Raw genomic sequence first — 24,433 nt, forward strand, 5'->3', positions numbered from 1 at the left:
CGTGCTCAGAAAGCTTTTTCGCGCAGTATAAAAAGGAGTGGATAAAGAATTTAAATGAACTGAGTCGTAGTGAAATGACAACACAAACGTATTTTTATATTGAAAAATACTACAACTCAGTAAGAAGGCATGGCACCCTAGGGTATAAAAGTCCCATGCAGTACGAACAAGTTAATTAAACCCCGTGTCTACTTTATCGGGGTCAGATCACGCGGCTGAACGCTGAACGCTGACGGCTGAAAGCTGATAGCTCTGTGTTGGGTTTCGCTGTGCTCTACCCAACCTACGCCAGATCCTCAAACTTTCCCCTTCTAACTTGCAACTTTACTCTCGCAAACTTGCTTCCCTTACCTTGTTATGCGATAAAGCGTTTTATATTTGTAATACAATTAAGGTTTGCTGTGTCTCGTAAGAAAACGACCAAGTCAAAAGGCTCTTCAGGTTTAAATCGTAAAAATAGTGAAGCATTTATTGCTAAGTTCTCATCGCATCCAGATACGCATCTATGCCCGTCGGGTTTAATGTATAAAGTGATTGATGATGTTGCAGGAGAATGCATATCAGAGTTCGATACAGTGGTTATTAATCAACGTATTATGCTTGCTGATGGCAGTGTTATTGCCGACAGTTATAAAGCGGGTATGCCTGAGGTGTTCGCATTATCCGAAGCTATAGAAGGGTTAAGAGAAGGGTTGCTATTAATGAATATTGGCTCTCGTTATGAATTTGTGATCCCTCCAGAGCTTGCTTGGGGTAAAAAAGGTAACGGTGGCAAAATTGGCGCAAATGCAGTGCTGCATTTTGATGTTCGTTTAATGCGTTTAGCTTAACTCTCTGAGTATAACAGCCTTAGCATAAGTCGACAGAGTATTTAAAACGCGTTAACGTTCACTAATGGTTTACTGAGGAACATTATGGACGCATTTACTTCACGAGTTTACTTTCTTCGGCATGGCGAAATCGCTACGCCTGGAATTCTTTCTGGGCAAATCGATGTCGATTTATCAGAGCTTGGTCATAAGCAAATGCGCCAAGCCTCTGCTGAGCTCATAAATTTAAATGCCATATATAGCTCACCACTAAAGCGTTGCTCAGTCCACGCTGATTATTTAGCAAATCAGCACTCACTGCATGTACAGTATTATAACGCGCTGAAAGAGTTTAATTTTGGTGATTGGGATGGCCAAGATTACCAACAGCTTTGGCAGCAAACAAGTAAGCCTCATATTGGTGATTTTTGGCAGCACCCATGGCAAGTAAAAGTACCAAATGGTGAATCTATGGCAGACTTTTACGCCCGGGTAGAGGCATGGTGGCAAACATTTTTACAATCACTATGTGAATCTAAGCATGAACAGTCATTGGTAATTAGTCATGCTGGAGTGATCAAACAAATTCTCGCTATTGTTTGTCAGATGCCAAAACAATCAGCCACGCATTTAAATGTTTTTCATCTTCCTTATGCAGGGCTTATTACACTTGATGTATATATAGATGAACAAGGACAAGCTTGGCCTAAAATTGTTTTTTAGCCATCTAGAGCGATATTCATTGAATTATTTACTTAGCCCGCCATAATACTCATATGCTATGGAATGGAGTGAAATTCTCCAGCTGTTCCCGCAACTGTAATCCATCTAAATAATGGTCAGCCAGATACTTAGCACTAACAACTAATCATCGAGCGGGTCAACTCACATCATTTTCTGGTACTTACCAGTGCTTTCTTGTGCGTTGTGATTACTCGCCAAGAGAGAATAAGCTTGCAACAAAATAGCCTTAGCGCTGCGCCATTAATATCAGTGTCTGATTTAAGTTGGGGTACTGCGAATAAAACGATACTTAAATCAATTAACCTTGAGTTAAACGCTGGGCAGTTTATCGGTCTACTTGGCCCTAATGGAGCTGGTAAATCAAGCCTGTTGCGCTGTCTTTATCGTTACTTGAAGCCTAAGCAAGGGGTTGTGCTGCTGCGCGGTCAAGATATTTGGCAAATCAGTGCTGATGAATATGCAAAGCAGGTTGCAGTGGTTTTACAAGAGTCTCCATCGCAGTTTTATTTGTCTCTGTTCGACGTGGTGAGCCTAGGCTTAACACCTCATAAGCGACTTTTCAGCGGCACGTCTGCCAATGATAAGCAGCGTATTTTTCAAGCGATTGAGCAGGTTGGTTTGTCTCATCATAGTGAGCAAGCATTTGATTCGCTCTCAGGTGGCGAAAAGCAAAGAGCGCTCATTGCACGCTCTATCGTACAGCAACCTAAGTTGCTCATCATGGATGAGCCTACCAGTCACCTTGATGTTAAATACCAAATTCAAATAATGGAATTAGCAAAGTCCCTCGATGTGACAGTGCTTGCCTCTTTCCATGATTTAAATCTCGCCGCGAGTTTATGTGATGAATTATTGGTGATTGATGAAGGGCGTTTGGTTTGTCAGGGGCAACCAAAAGCGGTGCTTACTGAGCAGCTGTTGAGTGATGTATTTGGTGTCTGCGCAGCGGTATCTGCTCACCCGCAATCAAGCACTGATAAGTTTATTCCGCACATCACTTATTTTTATGGCTATCAGACACAGGAGCATCAACATGACTGATGCAATGCGTTTAAGTATCTGTGTTGTCGTAGGGCTTATTAGTTGTTTTTTAGCATTGAGCTTTGGTGCTGCAAATACGCCACTGAGTGATGTTTTTAATGGTTTGTTTAGCCAAGGTAGCGATGAATTTGTGCAGCGTATTATTTGGCAGTTACGTATGCCCAGAACAATGCTGGCATTTTTAGCAGGTTCTGGGCTGGCTCTTGCAGGATTAATTTTGCAGACCGTAACCCGAAACCCGCTTGCTGACCCTTACTTGTTTGGTATTTCTTCTGGGGCTTCATTTGGTGTGGTGTGCTTTATAGCCCTAACCGGTGTGAGTTTTGGCTTTAGTATGTCAGTTGCAGCATTTGCCGGAAGCTTACTTTCTATGCTGTTGCTTATTGCTATTGCAGGGCGTCGCCATGCTGGCCAAGTTGAAGCCATGTTACTCGCTGGTGTTGCTTTATCTTTCTTATTTAGTGCTCTAACTAGTCTGTTGCTTTATTTTAGCGATCCACAAGCCATCACCGCTATCTTGTTTTGGACGATGGGCAGTTTTTCTCGTGCTCAGTGGGACACTCTTTGGCTGCCGTTTGCCGTTATTATTGCCTGTATGACTTTGATGATTGCATTTCGTCGTCAGCTAAATGCGATGCTGCTTGGTGATGAAAGTGCAGCGACTTTGGGGATTCATGTACAACGCTTTCGGATCATGATGCTGCTGCTAAGTTCATTAATTACAGCGGTGCTTGTTGCTATGTGCGGTGGCGTTGGTTTTGTCGGCCTGATGATCCCACATATTGTGCGCTACTTTTCGCCGCAAGGCAGCAGCCATAACTTAGTTATGACATCCTTGGTAGGTGGCATTTTTATGGTGTGGGTAGATGTGTTATGCCGAACCCTATTGAATAACCAAGAACTACCCGTTGGTGTGATCACAGCCGCTATCGGTAGTGTGTTCTTTTTATTCTTACTTTATTTTCGTAAACAGAGCAGGTAGCTAATGTTTAATATCATGCCTCTTAATCAGCAATTTTCAGCTGTAATTCAACAAAAAATAGACCTTAAAACAAAGCCGCTAGGCGCTTTAGGTCAGCTTGAAAGTTGTGCCAAACAATTAACGCTTATTTTTTCAAAGCAGCTTGATAGTGAGCAGGCGCTAGTTGCCTTTAAACCGGTTATTTCAAACCCTTCTCTAGTTGTATTTGCGGGTGATCATGGTGTGGCAAGCCAAGGTGTGTCGATTGCTCCTAGCAGCGTTACATCACAAATGGTGGCAAACTTTGCAGCAGGAGGCGCAGCGATTAATGTATTTTGTCGCCAGCTTGGCTGGCAGCTAGAAGTTGTTGACGCTGGAACACTCGCTACTTCACACGATAAAAGTGTGCATAACCAGCGTTTAGGTGAAATCACTGCACCACTGAATACTGAAATGGCCATGTCACTTAGCCAGGTTGAAAAAGGGTTTGCATTAGCTAAGCAGCGAGTTTATTCACTCTATGAACAAGGCTGCAATACCATCGCCTTTGGTGAGATGGGCATTGGCAATACCACAAGTGCTGCGGCATTAATGGCTGCCTTGTTGTCGTTACCTGCCAGCCAATGTGTTGGTAAAGGCACTGGTGTGAGTGACGAGGTTGTTGCTAAAAAAATTAAAGTTGTTGAGCAAGCCCTTCAATTACATCAAGCTCATTTTAGCGATCCATTAATGACGCTTGCGGCATTAGGTGGTTTTGAAATTGTACAGATCACCGGTGCCATTTTAGCTGCTGCCGAGCTTGGTATAGCAGTGATCGTGGATGGCTTTATTTGTACCGTAGCGGCGCTTGTTGCAACTCGCATTAATGCAAACGCTCGCGATTATATGTTATTTGCTCATGCTTCTGATGAGCAAGGGCACAAAGCAATGCTCAATGCCTTGCATGCAGCACCTTTATTGCAGCTTGATTTACGTTTAGGAGAGGGCACCGGGGCTGCGCTTGCTTTACCTTTACTGCAAGCATCTTTGGCGTTTTACAATGACATGGCAAGTTTTGCCGATGCTAATGTTGAGCAAGTTGTCTGATATGAGCACTGAACAACACACTTCTGGTTCTACTCCAAGTCAGCTTCAGCTATTTTTGCTAGCGCTTAGCTTTTTAACGCGTATCCCCGTTAAATTAAACTTTGTAGTGTCTGATACAGCACTCAATCAGGCCAGCCGTTATTTTGCATTGGTCGGTGTGATATTAGGTGTACTTTTAGCGCTGAGCTTTTTGCTGCTAAGTTGGTTATTCCCTGCAGCCATTGCAGTTGCCTTAGTTATGACGTTTAGCTTGATAATTACAGGGGCATTTCATGAAGATGGCCTTGCTGATGTCTGGGATGGCTTTGGTGGTGGTTGGCAAGTCGCAGATAAGCTGAGCATTATGAAAGATAGTCGCTTAGGTACCTATGGTTCTGCGGCGTTAGTGATGGCCTTATTAATTAAGTACCAAACACTCGTTGCACTTAGTGAAGTAACCAGTACTGTGATTATTGCACTTGTTTTAGGGCAAAGCTTAAGTCGGGTTGTAGCAACAAGTTTAATTGCAGACATGGACTATGTAAGTCAGGACGCCACATCTAAAGTAAAACCCATTGCGATGCATTTAAGCACGCAAAGTTATCAAATACTGTTAGTAACTGGCGGTGCGGTATTAGCAATTGCATGGTTGTTTTTTGGCTTCACTTTAGGGCAATTATTAATACTCATCAGTGTGCTTTGTGTTACTCGCTTACTATTAAAGCGCTGGTTTGAAAAACAGTTATCTGGCTATACCGGTGATTGCTTGGGAGCAGCCCAGCAAGTATCTGAGCTTGTTACCTACCTTTGCTTGGTGAGTTTATTATGAGCCAACAACATACTTTAATTTTAGGCGGTGCTCGCAGCGGTAAAAGCCGTTTTGCTGAGCAGCTGGCAACAGATTCAAACAAGCCTCTTATCTACATCGCCACAGCCAATGCGGGTGATGAAGAAATGACAGCCCGAATTAATAGGCATCAAGCTGAGAGGGCTAAGTATTGGCAACTTGTTGAAGAGCCTTTGTATTTGGCTAAAGCACTACAACAACACAGCCAAGCTGAAAACTGTATTTTAGTGGATTGTTTAACCCTTTGGTTGAGTAATTGCTTATGCCAGCATGGTGAAGCATTTTGGCTTGAGCAAAAAGCGGCCTTACTCGATGTGCTATCGCAATTGCCGGGTGAGGTGATTTTTGTCAGCAATGAAGTGGGTCATGGCATTGTGCCACTCGGTGAATTAAGTCGTCAGTTTGTTGATCATTCAGGTTGGTTGCATCAAGCCTTAGCACAGCAAGTTGCACGTGTTGAGTTTGTGATTGCAGGTCTTGCACAAACCTTAAAAAGAGAACAATGATGAAAACATTAATGGTGCAAGGCACGACCTCAGATGCAGGTAAAAGTACTCTTGTAGCAGCACTTTGCCGGATCTTTGCTAATCGAGGCATTAAGGTTGCGCCTTTTAAGCCACAAAATATGGCGTTAAATAGCGCCGTAACCGAAGATGGTGGCGAAATAGGTCGCGCACAAGCTTTGCAAGCAGTAGCGGCAAAAGTCCCCGCAGAAGTCGATTTTAACCCTATCTTATTAAAACCTAACAGCGATACCGGGGCGCAGGTAATCGTTCATGGTAAAGCGCTGTCGAATATGGAAGCTGGCAATTATCACGACTACAAAAAAGTGGCGATGGATGCAGTTCTTACTTCGCAGCAGCGTTTAAGTGAACGTTTTGAATTACTGGTTGTTGAAGGTGCAGGGAGCCCAGCAGAAATTAACCTGCGCGAAAACGACATTGCTAATATGGGTTACGCTGAGGCGGTTGATTGCCCGGTGATCATCATTGCCGATATCGATAAAGGCGGCGTGTTTGCTCATTTAGTCGGAACGTTAGCCTTGTTGTCTGAGTCGGAGCAAGCGCGCGTTAAAGGCTTTGTGATTAACCGTTTTCGTGGTGATATTGCGTTATTGCAAGGAGGCCTTGATTGGTTAGAGCAATACACCAATAAGCCAGTGCTTGGGGTGTTACCTTATTTACATGACTTAGCACTCGATGCTGAAGATGCCGTTGCTATAACTAATCAGGTAGATAAACCGCAATTACGCATAGCCGTGTTGCTACTTCCTCATATTAGTAATCACACAGACTTCGATGCATTGCGATTACAACCAGAAATTGATTTACAGTATGTACGTCATACCCAGGCTATTCCAAGTGTTGATCTGATTATTATTCCGGGCAGTAAAAATGTACTCAGCGATTTAGTGTTTTTAAAAAATGAAGGTTGGCATAAACAAATAACACGTCACCTGCGTTATGGCGGTAAAGTGCTCGGAATATGTGGTGGGCTGCAAATGTTAGGCAACTACCTTACTGATCCACATGCTGTGGAATCTAATTTAGGCAGTTCAAAAGGGCTTGGGCTTGCTGACTTTGAAACGCAATTAGGGCAACAAAAAGTACTAAGCCAAGTCTCTGGTACTCTTCATTTAAACAATAGCGATAAAGCAATATCTGGTTATGAAATTCACGCCGGAATCAGCCAAGGGCCGGCACTTGAAAAGCCATTTTTGAGCTTTAATGATCACCCAAGTGGATTCAAAGTAGATGGTTTTATTAGTGATGATAACCAAGTAGCAGGTACTTACTTACATGGCTTGTTCGATACCCCTGAGGGCGTATCTGAGCTAATAACTTGGCTTGCAGCAAAGAGCCAAATTAAGCCAATTGATATTAACTTAAACCGTGAACAGCAGTTAAGCCGTTTAGCTAGTGTAGTAGCAGAGAATCTCGATATTGAACAAATCATCAATATTTATGAGAACTTCAATTTAGAGACATAAGGAACAACAATGAGCGAACAGAATCAAGATAAGCACCAACAACGCCAGCAAAAAGTAAAAGAAAAAGTCGACGAACGGATTGCTGCTGCACAAAAAGAGCAGGGTATTTTTCAGGTTATTACTGGCAACGGTAAGGGTAAATCGACTTCTGGTTTTGGTACTGTTGCACGTGCGGTAGGTCACGGAATGAAATCCGCTGTGTGTCAGTTTATTAAAGGTACATGGGAGTGTGGTGAGCGTAACCTACTCGAAAAAGCAGGGGTTGAATTTGTTATTATGAACACCGGTTTTACTTGGGAAACACAAAATAAAGAGTCAGATACAGCTGCTGCGCAAGTGACATGGCAAGAAGCGAAAAGAATGTTGAAGGATGAGTCGATTAACCTCGTTATGCTAGATGAAATAACCTATATGATTACCTACGGCTATATTGATTTAGACGAAGTACTAGAAGCCGTTAGCTCTCGCCCTGCTATGCAATCGGTGATTATTACAGGTCGTGGTGCACACCGAAAACTAACCGACTTAGCTGATACAGTCAGTGAAGTCAGAAACGTAAAACACGCTTTTGATGCAGGAATAAAAGCACAAAAAGGGTTCGATTATTAACATGAGAACCATTAAGTTTGCACTCGTAAGTGTTTTATTTTATTTACCAACATTGGCTCAGGCTTATGAAATAAAAGAGCCTCAACGTATTGTTGCCTTAGCCCCACATATCGTTGAAAACCTGTTTGCGATTGGTGCTGGAGAGCGCATTGTCGGTACCGTTGACTATGCAGACTTTCCTCAGCAAGCGAATGATATCGAACGAGTAGGCGGCTATTACGGAATTAACATGGAAAAGCTGTTGTCGTTAAAACCAGACCTAGTTCTGGCTTGGAAAACGGGTAACAAAGCTGAAGATCTCGCTTACATTGAAAAGTTAGGTATTCCGGTAGCGTACAGCAATCCAAATCAGGTTGATAATGTGGCAGATGAACTACGTAAACTAGGCACGCTTACGCATTTGCAAACCAAGGCAAATAAAGTAGCCAAACAGTTTGAAACTAAACTCAACGCTATTCGTACAGCGCAGGAAGGCAAACCGAAAGTGTCGGTGTTTTATCAATTATGGCCTGAGCCAATGATGACAGTTGGCGGAAATACTTGGATCAATCAGCTATTAACTATTTGTCATGCGGATAATGTGTTTGCTAATAGTGATACAGACTACCCGCGCATTAGTATTGAAAATGTATTGGTTGCCAATCCAGAGGTCGTGATTATTCCAGATGAAAAATCGAAAAAGCCTCAGCCTAAAATTGATTGGCGACAATGGCCTGAATTGCCAGCAGTGCAACATAACCAGTTTATTAGTGTAAACGCAGACTTATTGCACCGTTTTACAATCCGTATGCTTGATGGTTTGACCGACATGTGTGGTAAAATAGACGTTTCTCGTCAGCAAATACAGGCTTCAAAATGAACGATTGGCAAACATTTCTAGATACTGAGCTTGCTAAGCCCTACATGCAAGAAACCTTACAATATGTGGCCGATAGACGCGCAGCAGGCGTTACCGTTTATCCCAAAGACGAACAGGTATTCTCAGCTTTTGATGCTACCCCTTTGAATGAAGTTAAGGTGGTTATTTTAGGGCAAGATCCTTATCACGGAGAAGGTCAAGCCCATGGTTTGTGCTTTTCGGTATTACCAGAAGTTAAAAAGCTGCCCCCGTCTTTGAAAAATATGTACAAAGAGTTGGCTACTGATATAGAAGGTTTTGAGATACCTCATCATGGCTATTTGCAAAGCTGGGCCGAACAAGGCGTGTTTTTACTCAACACGGTACTAACGGTAGAGCAAGGGCAAGCTCATTCTCATAAGCATCTTGGCTGGGAAAAGTTTACTGATGCAGTAATTGCGCTTATCAACCATCACTGTGACGGTGTGGTGTTTGTGTTATGGGGCGCACATGCTCAGAAAAAAGGTAAACACATTGATACCTCGCGTCATCATGTGATCCAAGGCCCGCATCCATCACCGCTTTCTGCACATCGTGGCTTTTTTGGTTGTCAGCATTTTTCAAAGACAAACCAGCTGCTTACTGATCAAAATAAAGCACCAGTAAATTGGTCTTTGCCGCAAATGCAAAAGGCCCTTGCGGGCCTTTAATTAAAAGTCTAATTCATCAAGCTCAACGCTGTCTGTGAAATAGTCTAACTCCTGTAGTTCTTTGCGAAGTCTATGCTTGTCTTTCAACGCTTCGATTTCGCGCCATTTTCTCTTTTTATTTTTTGTAGAGGTCTTTTTTGTTGTACTAGGACCTTCTAATATTTCTAAAATATCGTCTAGGCTATCCATGAACTTCTCCTATTGATTTTTTGAACCTCGGAAATACCTATACCACAGGCTGCTCAAAAATAGAATAAAAAAGTGACAATACTGTTACAGAACTGTGATTGATAGATGAATAGATCAAAGAAGGTGGTTTTTTAGAAACAAAAACGCCACCTAGCGGTGGCGTTTTAAAAAATACTGTAATTTAAATTACATTGCTTTAAAGCGTGCTTCTAATTCAAGCTGTGCTTGAGCAAAAGAACGAATACCCTCAGCAAGTTTTTCTGTTGCCATAGCATCTTGGTTATGTAACCAGCGGAACTGGTCTTCAGTTAGTGGTGCTGGTTTTTCTTCAACAGTAAAGTCGCTCTCTAGTAGGTACTCTTGTGCATCCGTTAATTGGCCTAACTCTTCTAAAAGAGCAGGGCTAATCGTTAACTTATCACAGCCAGTAAGTGCGATGATCTCGCCTGTGTTACGGAAGCTTGCGCCCATAACAACCGTTTTGTAATCGTGGCGTTTGTAAAATTCGTAAATGTTACGTACAGATTGCACACCTGGATCGTTTAGCGGATCTGTTGGTTTTTCCATGCCGTTAGCAACGTGCCAGTCTAAGATACGGCCAACGAATGGTGAAATTAAAAATACGTTCGCATCGGCACATGCGCGAGCTTGTGCTTCAGAGAATAACAGCGTTAAGTTACACTTAGTGCCTTCTTTTTCAAGCTGTTCTGCAGCTTTGATGCCTTCCCAAGTTGATGCAACTTTGATTAGGATTTTATCTTTGCTAACGCCTTCTTTTTCGTAAAGGCTCAGTAACGTATGTGCTTTGTCGATAGTCGCTTGGGTATCAAATGATAAACGTGCGTCTACTTCTGTAGAGATATAACCAGGTACGATTTCGCTAATTTCTTTACCAATTAATACAGCAAAGTAATCACATGCTAATTCAAGTTGTTTAGCTGCATCTTGCTCGGTTTCTTTGGCATATTGCCACGCTTTATCTAAATAAGGCTTATACGCTTCAATTTCACTGGCTTTTAAAAGTAGAGATGGGTTTGTTGTTGCATCTTCTGGTTGGTGCTTTTTGATAGCTTCGATATCACCTGTATCTGCAACAATAGATGAATGCTGTTTAAGCCTTTGTAGTGCTGAAGTCATTTGCTTTCCTCATTCCAAGCAAGTTAAAAGAAAATCCATTATAGCGGCCTTTATGCTGCAACACTATGACAGTGTTTAATAGGTCAAATGTCCTTAATACAGAAATTAGAACATTATGTATGAAAAGAACAGCGGATAAAGGCAGGACGAAACAAAACGTGCATTTTGATTCAATTAATGTTGAAATTGACATCAAACAAATTACAAGTCAATAGCTAAGTATGATCACTGTTATTTCACCTGCAAAAAATTTAGATTACGAAACACCAGCCACGACCGATAAATTCACTCAACCTGAATTACTCGAGCACAGCGAAGAGTTAATGTCAGTTTGCCGTGATTTAACACCAGCGCAAATTGGTAGCCTAATGAAAATCAGCGATAAACTAGCTGGTTTGAATGCGGCACGCTTCGCCGAGTGGTCACAGCCATTTACTCAAGATAACGCAAAACAAGCCGTGCTAGCCTTTAATGGTGATGTATACGGTGGCTTAGATGCGCAAACTCTAAGCGATGCTGATCTTGATTACGCACAGTCGCACTTACGTATTTTGTCTGGTCTTTATGGTGTGCTTAAACCATTAGATTTAATGCAAGCTTACCGCCTTGAAATGGGTACTAAGTTAGAAAACCCACGCGGTAAAAACTTATATGAGTTTTGGGGCAGTGTTATCGCCGAAAAGCTAAATACAGTGCTTGCTGAGCAAGATAGCAAATACTTGGTAAACCTTGCTTCGAATGAGTATTTTAAAGCGGTTGATAAAAAAGCATTAAATGCACAAATCATCACTCCACATTTTAAAGACTGTAAAAACGGCCAATATAAAGTGATCAGCTTTTATGCGAAAAAAGCCCGCGGCATGATGGCACGTTACATCATTGAAAATAAAATCACCCAATTAAGTGATTTAAAAGATTTCACCGTTGCAGGTTATTACTTTAGCAGCGATGCTACAGCAAAAGAATTAGAGCCTGTTTTCTTACGGGAAGAGCAGAACTAAACTTTTAGTAAAATGAATTAAAACAGCCGTGCTAAGCACGGCTTTTTTGTGCTTGTATGAAACTGGCGCTTATTTTGCAAAACAGCAGTTATGTTTCTTAATGTATCAGGTAGTCGCATGTTAAAAATACCAACCGTCGGTGAAGCCGAAAAACTTATAGAAGAAAAGCTCGGTGGCTGGGTTGATATCATCATAAGCCATATCCCTAACTTTATTGTTGCAGTAATCATTACTATCGTGTTTTCACTGCTGGCACGTATCGTTGGTTCAATGCTTAGAAAGCTATTACGCCGTTCGTTAGAGTCTTCACAAATAGCAGACTTAATGTCATCGATAGTAAAAGTCATCGTATTATGTGTAGGCTTATTTGTAGCCCTTGATTTCTTGGGCCTCAGAGGCACGGTCACCTCATTACTAGCTGGTGCGGGTATCGTAGGCCTCGCTATTGGTTTTGCCTTTCAGGACATGACAGAGAACCTTATAGCGGGTATTGCCATGGGTATTCGCAAACCATTCAAAACAGGGGATGTAATCCGCACCGAAAGCGTGTTTGGTACCGTTAAGGCGATTAACCTTAGAAACACTCTCATTGAGAACTTTTATGGGCAACTTATCTTAGTGCCTAACAAGATTCTATTTAGAAATATACTCAGTAACTACAGCACCTTAGGTGTGCGTCGTATCGAGGTACCAGTAGGTATTTCGTATGCCGATGACCCCGAGCAAGCCGCTGAGGTGATTGTTAAAAAAATCAATGAGTTTGATTTTGTGATCAAACAAGAAGAAACCGCAGTTTACGCCGAAAGCTTTGGTGATAGCAGCGTTAACTTACTAGTTTGGTTTTGGATTAAATACCCCGGCGAAGCAGATTTCATGACCGTTCGTCACAAGGCTGTTGTGGCAGTTAGAAACGCCCTAAGCGAAGCTGATATGACCATCCCATTCCCAATCCGCACGTTAGATTTTGGTATCAAAGGCGGCGAGAAATTAAATGCCATGATAAGCGAAAAACAGCAAGATAAAGACGCTGAGGCACCGCAAACCGATAAGTAAAATTTACTGACTCATCGGCGTGATTTACACAGGGAAGTGTGTTTGAGGTGGGGGATTAAGTAAAAGGTATAGTTGATTACTAGCACCAATAAGCTAAGCTTGATTGTAGTAGTATAAAGTAGGATTATATCTGTATTTGTTTTATTTAAGATGAGTAAATTATGGCGATGGTAAAAAAAAGTATCACTGTGACTGCCCAACAAGAAAAATGGATGCAAGCACAGCTCGCTTCAGGAAATTATGCGAGTGACAGTGAGTTACTTCGAGATTTGATTAGAAAAGAGCAAATGCGAGCTTCTGAAATTGAAGCTATTCGTATGAAATTAATTGAAGCAGAGAAAAGTGGACTTTCAGATAAATCACCAAGTCAAATGTTAGCTAGTTTCAAGGAAGAAGCGAGTAAGGATGGGAAGTTATAAACTTAATATTCAAGCCGAAGCTGATTTGAAGCGAATTTGGTTTCGTAGTTTAGAGCAATATGGTGAAAATCAGGCTGATGCTTATTTTTGTAAGTCTTTTTATCGTTTTGAGCAATTGGCAAAGCAACCTTATTTAGCACCAGCAGTCGATGAGATTAGGCAAGGTTATCGACGAGCTGTTTGTGGTGTTGATAGCATTTATTATCGCATTCAAGGTGGCAATATAGAAATTATGAGAGTATTAGGTAGGCAAGACATTCAAGCTAACCTTTGAACGAGCATGGCCTTTTAATCTTCATTTCAAATCATTTTTAACCCAAGCTCGTTCATTAGGGTAGTCGACTATAACTCTCAAATATTTAAGCGCTGAACCTCCTAGCGCACCATCAATTTGTTTATCCATCATAGAAGACATAAATTGATGAAAATTATTATCTTCTCTTCGCGTAAACCAAACAGGGCCCACCACTTTATTTGCTATTTTTAGCTCTGGCACTCTAATCATTGATTGTTTAGATAACAAACATGCTTTTTCTATAACCGTCCATTCAGGGTGAGATCTCACCCAATTGTCAAATATGGACGCTGTGATAAAAGAGGTTGCGACTTTTTCACCGGATAAATTAAGTTGCTCAAGAGCTTCATTTGAAGGCCAAGCAGAAGCGCCAGTATCGAATAACATTGGAATCGTTACACTATCTACCGATATATTAATGCTCGGAAAACCTAACGTATAATTACCTAATTCATTCTTTTGGAAACCTAAAGGTACTTCAGAAAAGTTATCAGTTTCAGGTAGTTTAGATAAAATAGTGATGCTTTTATCTAGGTAGTTAAAATCGATGATTTTTTCAGCATGCCATCTGCCGCCTAAGGTGCCATCCAACTCATTAGATGAACTTATTTCTCTTCTTGGCACTACTTGTAATTGACCTGCCCACCAATTGTTCAGCCCTGCGATGGGTATCCAAGCACTTTTATCAAATTGCGGCATATCAGTAACTTTAATGGCACCGTCTTCAGTTTCTTTGCTTTCAACCTTCCATTGATATTTTTCACTGAGTTCTTTTGAAATAGCATTCCAACCACCACCAGTATCAGTGAAAAATTTTACTGTTGTGCCATCACTGAGCTTTGGGGTTAAGTAGATTAAATTATTTTCAAATTCACTTGGCAGTTCTGTTGATACGCAAAACATAGGTGTAATAAGTAGTAAAGCAAATATCAGTTTTTTCAAAATAAACCTTCCAATGGTGATTTGAGCATAGTGGTGCATTATGTCGATATCTAAGAAATAAAACAAATGACCTGGATCTGTTAAATAATTTAAAGGAGGTTGGGAGTGTAAATTCGCGCGAAATGAATTTTACGCCTACGGTGAGCCGTATCTGACTTAGCGCTTAAAATTTACGGTTTAAAGCTTTTAATTAACGTGCTGGTTTTTGCTTTGCTTCAAATTTTAACCCACAGGCTATTCCCCCTAAGTAAGAGGGTTACATTTTAAGTGGACACCTGTTGCGCAACACGCTACACTTTGGCAATGATCAAGACATTCAAACATAAAGGCTTGAAAAAGTTCTTCGAGACTGGAAGCAAAGCAGGGATTCAAGCCAAACACGAGCGCCGTTTGAGAATGCAACTAGCCGCTATAGATACCGCTTCGATTATTGAAGATATCGATTTACCTGGGTTTAAGTTGCATCCATTAAAAGGCAATCGTGATGGTGTTTGGTCAATAACTGTAAATGGTAATTGGCGAGTAACATTTGAATTTAAAGATGGTAACGCCTACATATTAAACTACGAGGATTATCACTAATGACTATGCATAATCCACCGCATCCGGGTGAATTTATTTCCGATGTATATATGGAGCCTTTCGGTTACAGCTGTAGATTTGTCGCGAAACAATTGGATGTCTCACCTTCAACTCTTAACAGAGTTCTTAAGGGGCAGAGCTCAATTACTCCTGAAATGGCATTAAGATTATCTAAGGCTTTGGGTAGAAGCCCTGAAAGTTGGCTATCGATGCAGGATAATTACAATCTTTGGCAAGCTAAACAAAATGTTAACCTAACCAAGGTACACCCTATTAGTTTTTCAGTAGCGTAATGAGAATAATCACAAGCTTGCTGCTACTTTGGCTGTTCACCTGAAATTTCTTGTGTGTTATTTATAAGAAATAAGCCATCGCGCAAAATAAATTTCACGCCTACGGTAAGCTATTTATGGCTTAGAGCTTGAAATTTACGGTTTAAAGCTGGGTTCCCGTGTTGGGTTTCGCTGCGCTCAAACCAACCTACCTTAAAGTTTTGTCCTACAAAAAAAGCGCAAGCAGTTTAACTGGTTGCGCTTTTTTATTTATTCGGTATACCAACGATTAGTGAAGAATACGTGCTCTGATAGTCCCTTCAACTGCACTTAGCTCTTTAAGAGCGACTTCTGATTGGTCTGTATCTACATCAATTACTACGTAACCAATTGATTCATCAGTTTGTAAGTACTGGGCTGCGATATTAATGCCGTGCTGTGCAAACGCTTGGTTAATTTGCGTTAGAACGCCTGGGCGGTTATGGTGCACGTGTAATAAGCGGCTGCGGTTTGCAAGCTCAGGCAGTGATACTTCAGGAAAGTTAACCGCCGTAATGGTTGAACCATTATCTGAGTACTTAGCAAGTTTGCCCGCTACTTCAATACCGATATTTTCTTGTGCTTCTTGTGTTGAACCACCAATATGCGGAGTCAGAATTACGTTATCAAACTCGCGTAGCGGTGATACGAACTCTTCATCATTTGATTTTGGTTCTACAGGGAACACGTCGATTGCAGCGCCGCTCAGCTTTTTATCACGCAGTGATTCTGCTAGAGCGTCAATATCAACAACAGTGCCGCGAGAAGCATTGATCAAGATGGCGCCTTGCTTCATTACTTCAAGCTCAGCCATACCAATTAGGTTCTTCGTTTGTGGTGTTTCTGGTACGTGTAAGCTAATAACGTCAGCACGTTGTAGTAACTGAGTTAGGTTATGAACTTGCGTTGCATTACCCAGTGTTAGCTTGTCTTCGATATCGTAAAACTCAACGTTCATGCCGATATTTTCAGCCATGATACCTAGCTGTGTACCAATGTGGCCGTAACCAATAATACCTAAGGTTTTACCACGTGCTTCAAATGAACCGTTGGCTGATTTTAACCAACCACCGCGGTGTGCAAGGGCATTACGCTCTGGAATACCACGAAGTAATAATAAGATTTCACCAAGTACTAATTCTGCAACAGATCGGGTGTTTGAAAATGGTGCGTTAAATACTGCAATACCACGTTCACGAGCACCTTGCAGGTCGACTTGGTTAGTACCGATACAGAAGCAGCCGATTGCGACTAGCTTTTCAGCTGCTTCTAATACCGCTTCATTAATATGAGTGCGAGAACGAAGGCCTACAAAGTGCACATCTTTAATGCGCTCAATGAGCTCGTCTTCAGGTAAGGATGTTTTTACGTAATCAATATTACTGTAGCCATTACGCTTAAGCGTTTCTACAGCACTTTGGTGCACGCCTTCCAGCAAGAGAATTTTAATTTTGTCTTTTGCTAACGATACCTTACTCATATCCTCATTCCTATTTACTTTATTTGCGGCCCGTTTTTGGTGCCGATAATGACTTTATCTGCGCCGCGATGGGCAAATAAGCCGTTTGTTACTACACCAACAATCTGGTTGATTGTTAGTTCTAATTCTTTGGCGTTGCTGATATCTAAATTGTGCACGTCTAAAATGACGTTACCGTTATCTGTTACAACACCTTCACGGTAAACAGGATCACCGCCTAGTTTTACTAGTTCACGCGCTACATAGCTGCGTGCCATAGGGATCACTTCAACCGGTAGTGGAAATGCGCCTAATGTTGTAACTTCTTTAGATTCATCAACAATACAAACAAATTGTTTTGCTACCGCTGAAACGATTTTCTCGCGTGTCAGGGCTGCACCACCGCCTTTGATCATCTCATTGTGTGGGTTGATTTCGTCTGCGCCATCAACATACACATCAAGGCTTGATACATCGTTTAGTTCGAATACTTCAATACCCAGTGCTTTTAACTTTTCAGTTGAAGCCTCAGAGCTTGAAACCGCACCAGTAATGGTGTCTTTTACTGTATCAAGTGCATCAATAAAGTGATTCACTGTAGAGCCTGTACCTACGCCAACAATGGTATTTTCATTTACAAACTCTAGGGCTGCCCAGGCAGCGGCTTTTTTTAATTCATCTTGCGTCATAATTATGTGCTCAGTTAGCTGTCAGAGAGGGCCTATAGTATACAAACAGTTTGCTTACCATTGGTAGATTTTCTCTGGGGTTATAATGTGTTTTAACGGTACATCCCACGATTCAATTGGCAATGCTGAAACATGCTGACATTGATGGGCAAGGCCTATCAAAATCGGTTTTTGCCAGTTTTCTTGGTAATACCGAGCCAACGTTTTGTCATAAAACCCACCGCCCATTCCTAAACGGTTACCTTGATCATCAAATGCCACTAATGGCATAAGTAAAATATCAAGCTTGTCTAAAGGACATATTTGACTGCAATTCAACTTGGGCTCCAAGATACCATAGCGGTTTGCAGTCATGGGTGAATTTTCTTCATACCTCTGAAAGTATAAAGTTGTGCCATTAAAGGGGTGAATTATAGGCAGGTATAAATGCTGCTCTTGCTTCCATAATTCTTTAATTAACAATGAGGTGTCTAATTCGCCATCATTGCTAAAATAAATGCCGATATGGACATTTTTAGGTGTTTTTAGTGATTTTAAGTGTTGAGTAAAATTCACTTTTAGCGCAATGGCTGCATTTTTTTGTTGTTCAACAGTCAGTGAATTGCGCTGTTTTCGGATAGATTGTCTGATTTCTGCTCGTGTGTTGCTCATGTCAATATTAGTATTAACTTTCTAAAAAGGAGAAAAGTTCAGGAAAAAGCTCCACTACACCCAAAATGATCAATAGCACAATGACCATGGCAATAAGCGAATAGAGTAGGGTGTTTGAGCGTTTTTTAACGGGCTCTGTTAATTCGTCTTCAAGTAGCAAGTCATCTTCTTGCCAGCTATCGTCACTATCAGCAACGCTGTTATTTTCAAGCTCAGGTAAACGTTGCTCTAAGTCATCAAGTTTTTCTTCTAGACGAATAAGGCTACTGGTGATGTAATCGAGGGCATCAAAAATACGTTCTTCACGCTCTTTGGTCTGTGCATCTGTATTACTTGATTGGTTGCTGGTGGCTGCTTGGTTTATCGGTTGGAGCTTGGCTTTAATGCCAACACTTGCGAGTAATTTTGCTTGTTTTAGTGCTTTATCTTGCTCGCTTGGTGCAAATAATGGCTTATGCTCAAACAGGGTTGCAACTTTGTCTGTTGTTGTTTTTAGTTTTGCAGCTAATTGTTCTGTTGCTTGTGCTTGGTCGACACCGGCTTCAAGCCCTGCAAACATTACGCGAAATTTTTCTGCCATTTGCTGATTATCCAAATCCTTAAATCAATGACTTGAGTATATACCCAAAAAGATTAGTGGAAAAACAAAAGCCCGTATAAAACGGGCTTTTTCTATTATGGATTTGCAAATACGCTGTTTAGTATTTTGCTGCTTTGCCTTCGGCTGGTAGAGATTTCAGGATGAAATCACGTAAGTCGTTATTTGATGACTCTAAATCAGCATGACGTAAATACATCATGTGACCACTGCGGTAGCCTTTAAAGCTTAAGCGCTCTTTCATTTTGCCACTAGGATCTAACTGCCACATTGTGTATTTAGCATCAAAGTAGTTTGTTGCACCGTCGTAGTAGCCAGATTGAATCATCACGTTTAAGTATGGGTTTTGTGCCATTGCTAAACGTAAGTTTTCACCTGTGTTGTTGCCTGAGCGATCCCAAGGGTGAACATTACCAAATAGGTTATATTTGATATCGGTTTTGTAGTTAAGCTCTTCACGTAGGTAATAGTTAATCGCTGGCGTGAATGAGTGTAACCATGAAGTAAGCTCAGCCCAGTAATCAGGTGACTCACCTGCATCACGTTTGTCGATACCTAAATAGCGAGAATCTAAACGGCCTACAGTTTGGCCGCGCTCGCGCAATAGCTCTTTCCAGAAGAAGTTATTTGGGATATCAAGGTTATTTTGCTCAACAAACTTTTCAGATAAACCTGCGTATTTTGCCGCTTGCTTGATAATGGCACGCTTTTCATCAGCAGGTAAGAAACCACCTTTAGCAATTGCAGGTAAGAACTTATTCACGGTGAACTGTTCAACTTCAGGGAGTAACTCGTCTAAGTCTTTTGCTTGTAAGTCTGCGCTAAGTGCTTTGTGGTACCAAGCGGTTGCAGCAAAGTAAGGTAGGCGGTTAGCAGCTTCTACAGGGCCTTCGCGCTTAATACCAATCTCAGTTGGTGATACTAAAATAACACCGTTGATGTACATCCATTGGCGATTTTGTAATTCGTGAGCAAGGCCAGATACACGAGTCGTACCATAGCTCTCACCAATTAAAAATTTAGGAGAGCGCCAGCGCTCGTTGCGAGAAACAAAGGTATTTAGCCACTCTGCTAAGTATTTGATGTCAGCGTTAACACCAAAGAACATTTTTTGTTGATCTGATTTACTTGGTAGCTCACCTTTTTCGTTTTCAAGAACACGTGAATAACCGGTGTTAACAGGGTTGATATAAACAATATCAGCCACGTCTAAAATTGAGTAAGGATTATCTTTTACGCCATAAGGTTGAACAGGGTAGCCTTCGTCATCAATTTTTAATACACGCGGTCCAGTATAGGCAAGGTGCATCCATACTGACGCAGAACCTGGGCCACCATTGAACGAAAAGACTAAAGGGCGTTTTGTTCTATCGTCTACTTTGTCGCGGGTATAATAAGTATATTGTAGCGTTGCAACCGCATCGCCTTGCTCATTCCAAACTGGTTGTGTCCCTGTGGTTGCGGTATATGAAAAGCGCTCACCATTAATGCGGGCTTTGTGTTCTGTCACCACTTTACTGTCAACGTCAATACGACGTCCATTATCAGCAAAGCTTGGAGTACTGAAGGCCAGTGTTAATGCTGTCACTGACAAGCCAATAAAACTAACAAGTTTCATGTTGATTCCTTATTATTCGAATTGCAGCTATTAAAAAGTAAAGCCAACTCGATGACAAACTAATGAGACTAGTCACCAATATTAGCTGTTAAATAAAAGAAGAAATGCAGGGTGAGTTACAAAAAAGTGCACTTTTTAGTAAAGATAGCTTGGTTAAATATTTAGCTAGATTAAAAAATGGCGTATATTGAGCAAGTTTATAAATGGTATACCCAAACCACCTCAAGATGCAGAATTCAGCGTTTCACAGGTGCTTAATATCAAGGCGTTACTTTGCAACAATGGCAGTCCCTTTTAAAAAGTAACAACGATGAGAGTAAGTGCCTGTGTAACGCCCAAAGGGTTGGTTTAAAAGCGATTTATACTGCGTTATTGATTTTAACAATAGAACCACTATTACTTGCAATCAATGCCTTGTTTAAATCGCTTTTAATTCCAACTGAAACTCGCACCTTGAGGTGGTTTGGGTATATACACGAGCTTAAGAAAGAGAAGTTGCAATGCAAAGAGTGTTAGTTGTAGAAGACAGTAAAGTAGTACAGCAAGTGTTACGGCATTTAGCAGCTCACTACCTTGATGTAGCTGTTGACTTTGCGTGGTCCTTAAAAGAGGGCGTAAACTATATCGCTAAGCATGACTACACATTAGCTTTGGTTGATTTAACATTACCTGATGCGATGAACGGCGAAGTGGCCAGATATACCCTCTCAAAAGATATTCCTACCGTGGTGCTAACATCTAAAATTGATGAATACATTCGTCAGCAAATGTTAGAACTAGGTGTGGTTGATTACGTAGTTAAAGACAACCGTGATTCATATCACTACGCGATTAAACTTGTTGCGCAATTGCTTAGAAATCATGGTTGTAAAGCGTTAGTGGCTGATGATTCGGTGTTAAGTCGTACTTTGATGAAGCAAATGCTTGAAAAGCAGCTTTTCAAAGTAAGTGATGCGCAAGATGGTGAGCAAGCACTACAAATGCTTAAAGACGACCCAGAAATTAAGTTATTGCTAACGGATTATGCGATGCCAACAATGGACGGCTTTGAGCTTGTTAAAGCGGTACGTAACTTTCGTGGCCGCGATGACCTAGCAATAATTGGCCTATCAGGTGCGGGTAAGCATGGTTTATCTGCGCGGTTCATAAAATATGGAGCTAATGACTTTTTAACTAAGCCATTTATGAACGAAGAGTTTCATTGCCGTGTGATGCAAACTATGGAGCAGTTGTCATTAATAGCCGATATAAAAGAAAGTGCATACCGCGATCATCTAACTGGTTTGCATAATCGACGTTATTTTTATCAATATGCTGAAAGAGTATTAAAAAATGTAGAGCAAGATAACGTGCTTGCCCTGCTTGATATCGACTTTTTTAAGAATATCAATGATCAGTTTGGTCACGAGGCGGGTGATCAGGCATTAAAGCAAGTAGCTTCATTTTTGAAAAGAAAATTTGATGATTTTACAGTTGCTCGTATTGGTGGTGAAGAGTTCGCTGTAGTATTAAACAATATGGATCTCGAAAAGGCTCAGCCTAAGCTAAATACGTTTCGTGAACAGTTAGCTGAGCACGCCTTTTCAATTAATGGTGAACCTTACTCACTAACGATGAGTATTGGTATAACAAAATTCCATAAAGTATCCCTCACAGCTGCAATGCGCACCGCAGATAAAGCCCTTTATCAAGCCAAGCAGCAATCGCGAAATTGCTTAGTTCAACTATAGTTGTGTTAATTGCACCAGCGCAGGTTAATTGTTAAAAAAATGCACCGTTAGGGTGCATTTTTTTTGTTCAAAAACGCAGTTTTGTTTTTAACTTATTGAAAGAATTAAATAAAAAATAGTGGCATAAAGGTTGGATTGTATAAGTCAACAGGATAACAATAAGCGTCCGAAGGGGGCCACTATGAAAATGATTAGTGCAATAATAAAGCCATTCAAACTTGATGATGTGCGTGAAGCATTGGCTGATTTAGGCATTGAGGGGATGACAGTTGTCGACGTTAAAGGCTTTGGCCGTCAACGTGGTCATACTGAGCTATATCGTGGAGCTGAATACCAAGTCGATTTTATTCCAAAGATCAAACTTGAAATTGCAACTCGTAGCGAAAATTGTCAACGCGTTGTTGAAACCATCACAAAAATTGCTTCAACAGGCAAAATTGGTGACGGCAAAATTTTTGTTTACGACTTAGACCAAATCGTTCGTATCCGTACGGGCGAACTTGATGAAGAAGCAATTTAAGGGGGAATTATGGAAAACACTATCGTAGAGTTGAAGTTCTCACTCGACACTTTTTACTTTTTGATGTCGGGTGTTTTAGTAATGTGGATGGCGGCTGGTTTCGCTATGCTTGAAGCAGGTTTAGTTCGTGCAAAAAATACAACAGAAATTCTAACTAAAAACGTTGCACTATTTTCTATTGCTTGCACTATGTTTTTATTAGTGGGTTACAACATCATGTATGTTGATAACGCAGAAGGTGGTTTCATCCCTTCATTTGGCGCATTAATCGGCACGCAAGCTGCTGATGCTGATCACTCTTTAGAGTCTGATTTCTTCTTCCAAGTTGTGTTTGTAGCAACAGCTATGTCAATCGTATCTGGTGCGGTTGCAGAGCGTATGAAGTTATGGGCATTCTTAATTTTTACTGTTATTTTAACCGGTTTCATCTACCCAATCGAAGGTTACTGGACTTGGGGCGCGGGCTTTTTATCAGAAATGGGCTTTGTTGACTTCGCTGGTTCTGCAATCGTTCACGGTGCAGGTGCTGCGGCAGCGCTAGCAGGTGTGCTTTTCTTAGGTGCTCGTAAAGGTAAATACGGTAAAAATGGTGAAATCTACCCAATTCCTGGTTCTAACTTACCGTTAGCAACATTGGGTACATTAATTCTTTGGATGGGTTGGTTCGGCTTCAACGGTGGATCGCAACTACTTGTTTCTGATGCTGAAAACGCAACAGCAGTTGGCAAAATCTTTTTAAACACTAACGCAGCAGCAGCGTGTGGCGCAATCGCAGCACTATTTGTATGTAAAGTGTTATGGGGTAAAGCTGACTTAACAATGGTTCTAAATGGTGCATTAGCAGGTCTGGTAACGATTACTGCTGAGCCAGCATCACCAACACCATTACTTGCTTGTTTACTTGGTCTATTAGGTGGCTCACTGGTTGTATTTAGCATCGTTGCACTTGATAAAGCGAAAATCGATGACCCTGTAGGTGCTATCTCTGTACACGGTGTGTGTGGTGCATTAGGTATTATGCTAGTGCCACTTTCAAACTCTGATGCAACCTTTGTTAATCAATTAATTGGCTTAGTATGTATCTTAGGATTTGTATTCATCGCGTCATCAATCGTATGGGCAATCCTGAAAAATACCATGGGTATCCGTGTTACCGAAGAAGAAGAACTAAACGGTATGGATCAACATGACTGTGGTATTGATGCTTACCCTGAGTTTGTTTCAGTGCGCAGTAACTAATCTTAGTGCGTGCAATAGCACGCACATAAAAATATCATTGTGTGTTCAAATCGAAGCTCTACTTAGGTAGGGCTTTTTTGCGTTTAAATAAGTCATTTCTGATAGGCGAAATAGTCGTTTTTTGACTATGCTTTTAATTCTGAATCAATAAGGAAAAACGATGGATAACAAACTCTTGCTTATAATTATTTCGCTGTTTTTACCGCCTGTAGCGGTATTTTTGAAAGCGGGTGCTGGTAAAGACTTAGTAATTAACATTATTTTATGCTTTATCTTTTTTATACCTGCAGTGATCCACTCTCTTTGGTTGTGTACACGCTAGTCGAGTTTAAGTGACTGTTAATTTTACAGGTGTTAATATTGCGCTGTTTAGGGCTTAATCCTGT

At 41.1% G+C, this 24,433-nt stretch carries 30 protein-coding genes and 1 riboswitch; of the genes, 22 read left to right on the forward strand and 8 right to left on the reverse strand.

The features are described from left to right. From L1266_RS09865 to ung, 12 genes are all read left to right on the forward strand, one after another. Positions 1 to 179: IS3 family transposase (locus L1266_RS09865; protein ID WP_235377129.1), on the forward strand; the 179-nt coding region annotated here is incomplete at its 5' end. Between the two features lie 222 nt (positions 180 to 401). Next, entirely contained in the window at positions 402 to 830 is a 429-nt protein-coding gene (locus L1266_RS09870; protein ID WP_235377448.1) for an FKBP-type peptidyl-prolyl cis-trans isomerase, read from the forward strand. A gap of 84 nt (positions 831 to 914) precedes the next feature. After that, positions 915 to 1,532 carry a histidine phosphatase family protein gene (locus tag L1266_RS09875; RefSeq protein ID WP_209327582.1) on the forward strand — a complete coding sequence of 206 codons (618 nt, stop codon included), beginning with the start codon at positions 915 to 917 and terminating at the stop codon, positions 1,530 to 1,532. A gap of 60 nt (positions 1,533 to 1,592) precedes the next feature. Further along, positions 1,593 to 1,660: riboswitch (cobalamin riboswitch) on the forward strand. A gap of 103 nt (positions 1,661 to 1,763) precedes the next feature. Continuing rightward, positions 1,764 to 2,594 carry an ABC transporter ATP-binding protein gene (locus L1266_RS09880; RefSeq protein ID WP_235377449.1) on the forward strand — a complete coding sequence of 277 codons (831 nt, stop codon included), beginning with the start codon at positions 1,764 to 1,766 and terminating at the stop codon, positions 2,592 to 2,594. After that, entirely contained in the window at positions 2,587 to 3,576 is a 990-nt protein-coding gene (locus L1266_RS09885) for a FecCD family ABC transporter permease (protein WP_235377450.1), read from the forward strand. The genes L1266_RS09880 and L1266_RS09885 overlap by 8 nt, the downstream gene beginning before the upstream one ends. Before the next feature lie 3 nt (positions 3,577 to 3,579). Then, complete coding sequence (gene cobT / locus L1266_RS09890; RefSeq protein WP_235377451.1) at positions 3,580 to 4,641, forward strand: nicotinate-nucleotide--dimethylbenzimidazole phosphoribosyltransferase; 1,062 nt, start codon at positions 3,580 to 3,582, stop codon at positions 4,639 to 4,641. Position 4,642: 1 nt separating this feature from the next. Continuing rightward, entirely contained in the window at positions 4,643 to 5,449 is an 807-nt protein-coding gene (locus L1266_RS09895; RefSeq protein ID WP_235377452.1) for an adenosylcobinamide-GDP ribazoletransferase, read from the forward strand. After that, positions 5,446 to 5,973, forward strand: coding sequence for a bifunctional adenosylcobinamide kinase/adenosylcobinamide-phosphate guanylyltransferase (gene cobU / locus L1266_RS09900; RefSeq protein WP_235377453.1), 528 nt, complete (start codon positions 5,446 to 5,448; stop codon positions 5,971 to 5,973). The genes L1266_RS09895 and cobU overlap by 4 nt, the downstream gene beginning before the upstream one ends. Then, the gene (locus tag L1266_RS09905; protein ID WP_199528443.1) at positions 5,973 to 7,457 is read left to right on the forward strand and encodes a cobyric acid synthase; all 1,485 of its coding nucleotides are present in this window, start codon (positions 5,973 to 5,975) and stop codon (positions 7,455 to 7,457) included. The genes cobU and L1266_RS09905 overlap by 1 nt, the downstream gene beginning before the upstream one ends. 9 nt (positions 7,458 to 7,466) lie before the next feature. Then, the gene (gene cobO / locus L1266_RS09910; protein WP_199528435.1) at positions 7,467 to 8,066 is read left to right on the forward strand and encodes a cob(I)yrinic acid a,c-diamide adenosyltransferase; all 600 of its coding nucleotides are present in this window, start codon (positions 7,467 to 7,469) and stop codon (positions 8,064 to 8,066) included. 1 nt (position 8,067) lies between these two features. Then, positions 8,068 to 8,925: a cobalamin-binding protein gene (locus tag L1266_RS09915; protein ID WP_199528437.1), complete on the forward strand. Its 858-nt coding sequence runs from the start codon at positions 8,068 to 8,070 to the stop codon at positions 8,923 to 8,925. Beyond that, positions 8,922 to 9,614 (forward strand): uracil-DNA glycosylase, encoded by a 693-nt coding sequence (gene ung, locus L1266_RS09920; RefSeq protein WP_235377454.1) that lies wholly within the window; start codon positions 8,922 to 8,924, stop codon positions 9,612 to 9,614. Before L1266_RS09915 ends, ung begins: the two co-directional genes overlap by 4 nt. On the opposite strand, the gene L1266_RS09925 is transcribed toward ung, so the two are convergent. Both L1266_RS09925 and tal read right to left on the reverse strand, forming a co-directional pair. Then, positions 9,615 to 9,803, reverse strand: coding sequence for a DUF3545 family protein (locus L1266_RS09925; protein ID WP_054554247.1), 189 nt, complete (start codon positions 9,801 to 9,803; stop codon positions 9,615 to 9,617). It lies immediately after the preceding gene. A 186-nt stretch (positions 9,804 to 9,989) separates the two neighbouring features. Then, positions 9,990 to 10,940 (reverse strand): transaldolase, encoded by a 951-nt coding sequence (tal, locus tag L1266_RS09930; protein ID WP_235377455.1) that lies wholly within the window; start codon positions 10,938 to 10,940, stop codon positions 9,990 to 9,992. Positions 10,941 to 11,161: 221 nt separating this feature from the next. Between tal and yaaA the strand changes: the two genes are divergently transcribed. The 4 genes from yaaA (at position 11,162) to L1266_RS09950 (ending at position 13,687) form a co-directional block, all read left to right on the forward strand. Continuing rightward, a complete protein-coding gene (gene yaaA, locus L1266_RS09935) occupies positions 11,162 to 11,941 on the forward strand; it encodes a peroxide stress protein YaaA (protein WP_062566697.1) in 780 nt (259 codons plus the stop codon). Positions 11,942 to 12,058: 117 nt separating this feature from the next. Next, complete coding sequence (locus tag L1266_RS09940) at positions 12,059 to 12,994, forward strand: mechanosensitive ion channel family protein (RefSeq protein ID WP_054554250.1); 936 nt, start codon at positions 12,059 to 12,061, stop codon at positions 12,992 to 12,994. A 161-nt stretch (positions 12,995 to 13,155) separates the two neighbouring features. Next, complete coding sequence (locus tag L1266_RS09945) at positions 13,156 to 13,413, forward strand: ribbon-helix-helix domain-containing protein (RefSeq protein WP_063706242.1); 258 nt, start codon at positions 13,156 to 13,158, stop codon at positions 13,411 to 13,413. Further along, complete coding sequence (locus L1266_RS09950) at positions 13,400 to 13,687, forward strand: type II toxin-antitoxin system RelE/ParE family toxin (RefSeq protein WP_235377456.1); 288 nt, start codon at positions 13,400 to 13,402, stop codon at positions 13,685 to 13,687. Before L1266_RS09945 ends, L1266_RS09950 begins: the two co-directional genes overlap by 14 nt. Before the next feature lie 21 nt (positions 13,688 to 13,708). On the opposite strand, the gene L1266_RS09955 is transcribed toward L1266_RS09950, so the two are convergent. Next, the gene (locus tag L1266_RS09955; RefSeq protein WP_235377457.1) at positions 13,709 to 14,716 is read right to left on the reverse strand and encodes a hypothetical protein; all 1,008 of its coding nucleotides are present in this window, start codon (positions 14,714 to 14,716) and stop codon (positions 13,709 to 13,711) included. 237 nt (positions 14,717 to 14,953) lie between these two features. Here L1266_RS09955 and L1266_RS09960 point away from each other — a divergent pair, with 237 nt between their 5' ends. Then, entirely contained in the window at positions 14,954 to 15,232 is a 279-nt protein-coding gene (locus L1266_RS09960) for a type II toxin-antitoxin system RelE/ParE family toxin (RefSeq protein ID WP_054554252.1), read from the forward strand. Next, the gene (locus L1266_RS09965; protein WP_235377458.1) at positions 15,232 to 15,525 is read left to right on the forward strand and encodes a HigA family addiction module antitoxin; all 294 of its coding nucleotides are present in this window, start codon (positions 15,232 to 15,234) and stop codon (positions 15,523 to 15,525) included. Before L1266_RS09960 ends, L1266_RS09965 begins: the two co-directional genes overlap by 1 nt. A gap of 268 nt (positions 15,526 to 15,793) precedes the next feature. Here L1266_RS09965 and serA read toward each other — a convergent pair whose 3' ends face one another. The 5 genes from serA to L1266_RS09990 form a co-directional block, all read right to left on the reverse strand. Continuing rightward, positions 15,794 to 17,023, reverse strand: a complete 1,230-nt coding sequence (gene serA, locus L1266_RS09970; protein WP_054554254.1) for a phosphoglycerate dehydrogenase — start codon at positions 17,021 to 17,023, stop codon at positions 15,794 to 15,796. A 14-nt stretch (positions 17,024 to 17,037) separates the two neighbouring features. Then, a complete protein-coding gene (gene rpiA, locus L1266_RS09975) occupies positions 17,038 to 17,691 on the reverse strand; it encodes a ribose-5-phosphate isomerase RpiA (protein ID WP_054554255.1) in 654 nt (217 codons plus the stop codon). 54 nt (positions 17,692 to 17,745) lie between these two features. Continuing rightward, on the reverse strand, positions 17,746 to 18,342 hold the full coding sequence (locus L1266_RS09980) for a 5-formyltetrahydrofolate cyclo-ligase (protein WP_138601787.1): 597 nt from the start codon (positions 18,340 to 18,342) through the stop codon (positions 17,746 to 17,748). Between the two features lie 13 nt (positions 18,343 to 18,355). Continuing rightward, positions 18,356 to 18,922: a hypothetical protein gene (locus L1266_RS09985; RefSeq protein WP_054554257.1), complete on the reverse strand. Its 567-nt coding sequence runs from the start codon at positions 18,920 to 18,922 to the stop codon at positions 18,356 to 18,358. Between the two features lie 118 nt (positions 18,923 to 19,040). Beyond that, positions 19,041 to 20,558 carry a S10 family peptidase gene (locus L1266_RS09990; protein ID WP_054554258.1) on the reverse strand — a complete coding sequence of 506 codons (1,518 nt, stop codon included), beginning with the start codon at positions 20,556 to 20,558 and terminating at the stop codon, positions 19,041 to 19,043. 500 nt (positions 20,559 to 21,058) lie between these two features. On the opposite strand from L1266_RS09990, the gene L1266_RS09995 reads away from it, so the two are divergent. The 4 genes from L1266_RS09995 (at position 21,059) to L1266_RS10010 (ending at position 24,369) form a co-directional block, all read left to right on the forward strand. Further along, entirely contained in the window at positions 21,059 to 22,288 is a 1,230-nt protein-coding gene (locus tag L1266_RS09995; RefSeq protein ID WP_054554259.1) for a diguanylate cyclase domain-containing protein, read from the forward strand. Between the two features lie 181 nt (positions 22,289 to 22,469). Next, positions 22,470 to 22,808, forward strand: a complete 339-nt coding sequence (locus tag L1266_RS10000) for a P-II family nitrogen regulator (protein ID WP_054554260.1) — start codon at positions 22,470 to 22,472, stop codon at positions 22,806 to 22,808. Positions 22,809 to 22,817: 9 nt separating this feature from the next. Beyond that, the gene (locus L1266_RS10005) at positions 22,818 to 24,047 is read left to right on the forward strand and encodes an ammonium transporter (RefSeq protein WP_054554261.1); all 1,230 of its coding nucleotides are present in this window, start codon (positions 22,818 to 22,820) and stop codon (positions 24,045 to 24,047) included. A gap of 160 nt (positions 24,048 to 24,207) precedes the next feature. Next, entirely contained in the window at positions 24,208 to 24,369 is a 162-nt protein-coding gene (locus tag L1266_RS10010; protein WP_082401591.1) for a YqaE/Pmp3 family membrane protein, read from the forward strand. Positions 24,370 to 24,433: the final 64 nt, after the last annotated feature.

Source organism: Pseudoalteromonas sp. Cn5-37, from assembly GCF_021532495.1.
Lineage (GTDB): Bacteria > Pseudomonadota > Gammaproteobacteria > Enterobacterales > Alteromonadaceae > Pseudoalteromonas > Pseudoalteromonas simplex.

Coding starts and splice junctions, on each gene's coding strand:
- L1266_RS09875 (WP_209327582.1), top strand. CDS start 915: ATGGACGCATTTACTTCACGAGTTTACTTTCTTCGGCATGGCGAAATC.
- L1266_RS09885 (WP_235377450.1), top strand. CDS start 2,587: ATGACTGATGCAATGCGTTTAAGTATCTGTGTTGTCGTAGGGCTTATT.
- cobT (WP_235377451.1), top strand. CDS start 3,580: ATGTTTAATATCATGCCTCTTAATCAGCAATTTTCAGCTGTAATTCAA.
- L1266_RS09895 (WP_235377452.1), top strand. CDS start 4,643: ATGAGCACTGAACAACACACTTCTGGTTCTACTCCAAGTCAGCTTCAG.
- cobU (WP_235377453.1), top strand. CDS start 5,446: ATGAGCCAACAACATACTTTAATTTTAGGCGGTGCTCGCAGCGGTAAA.
- L1266_RS09905 (WP_199528443.1), top strand. CDS start 5,973: ATGAAAACATTAATGGTGCAAGGCACGACCTCAGATGCAGGTAAAAGT.
- cobO (WP_199528435.1), top strand. CDS start 7,467: ATGAGCGAACAGAATCAAGATAAGCACCAACAACGCCAGCAAAAAGTA.
- L1266_RS09915 (WP_199528437.1), top strand. CDS start 8,068: ATGAGAACCATTAAGTTTGCACTCGTAAGTGTTTTATTTTATTTACCA.
- ung (WP_235377454.1), top strand. CDS start 8,922: ATGAACGATTGGCAAACATTTCTAGATACTGAGCTTGCTAAGCCCTAC.
- L1266_RS09925 (WP_054554247.1), bottom strand. CDS start 9,803: ATGGATAGCCTAGACGATATTTTAGAAATATTAGAAGGTCCTAGTACA.
- tal (WP_235377455.1), bottom strand. CDS start 10,940: ATGACTTCAGCACTACAAAGGCTTAAACAGCATTCATCTATTGTTGCA.
- yaaA (WP_062566697.1), top strand. CDS start 11,162: ATGATCACTGTTATTTCACCTGCAAAAAATTTAGATTACGAAACACCA.
- L1266_RS09940 (WP_054554250.1), top strand. CDS start 12,059: ATGTTAAAAATACCAACCGTCGGTGAAGCCGAAAAACTTATAGAAGAA.
- L1266_RS09945 (WP_063706242.1), top strand. CDS start 13,156: ATGGCGATGGTAAAAAAAAGTATCACTGTGACTGCCCAACAAGAAAAA.
- L1266_RS09950 (WP_235377456.1), top strand. CDS start 13,400: ATGGGAAGTTATAAACTTAATATTCAAGCCGAAGCTGATTTGAAGCGA.
- L1266_RS09960 (WP_054554252.1), top strand. CDS start 14,954: ATGATCAAGACATTCAAACATAAAGGCTTGAAAAAGTTCTTCGAGACT.
- L1266_RS09965 (WP_235377458.1), top strand. CDS start 15,232: ATGACTATGCATAATCCACCGCATCCGGGTGAATTTATTTCCGATGTA.
- serA (WP_054554254.1), bottom strand. CDS start 17,023: ATGAGTAAGGTATCGTTAGCAAAAGACAAAATTAAAATTCTCTTGCTG.
- rpiA (WP_054554255.1), bottom strand. CDS start 17,691: ATGACGCAAGATGAATTAAAAAAAGCCGCTGCCTGGGCAGCCCTAGAG.
- L1266_RS09980 (WP_138601787.1), bottom strand. CDS start 18,342: ATGAGCAACACACGAGCAGAAATCAGACAATCTATCCGAAAACAGCGC.
- L1266_RS09985 (WP_054554257.1), bottom strand. CDS start 18,922: ATGGCAGAAAAATTTCGCGTAATGTTTGCAGGGCTTGAAGCCGGTGTC.
- L1266_RS09990 (WP_054554258.1), bottom strand. CDS start 20,558: ATGAAACTTGTTAGTTTTATTGGCTTGTCAGTGACAGCATTAACACTG.
- L1266_RS09995 (WP_054554259.1), top strand. CDS start 21,059: ATGCAAAGAGTGTTAGTTGTAGAAGACAGTAAAGTAGTACAGCAAGTG.
- L1266_RS10000 (WP_054554260.1), top strand. CDS start 22,470: ATGAAAATGATTAGTGCAATAATAAAGCCATTCAAACTTGATGATGTG.
- L1266_RS10005 (WP_054554261.1), top strand. CDS start 22,818: ATGGAAAACACTATCGTAGAGTTGAAGTTCTCACTCGACACTTTTTAC.
- L1266_RS10010 (WP_082401591.1), top strand. CDS start 24,208: ATGGATAACAAACTCTTGCTTATAATTATTTCGCTGTTTTTACCGCCT.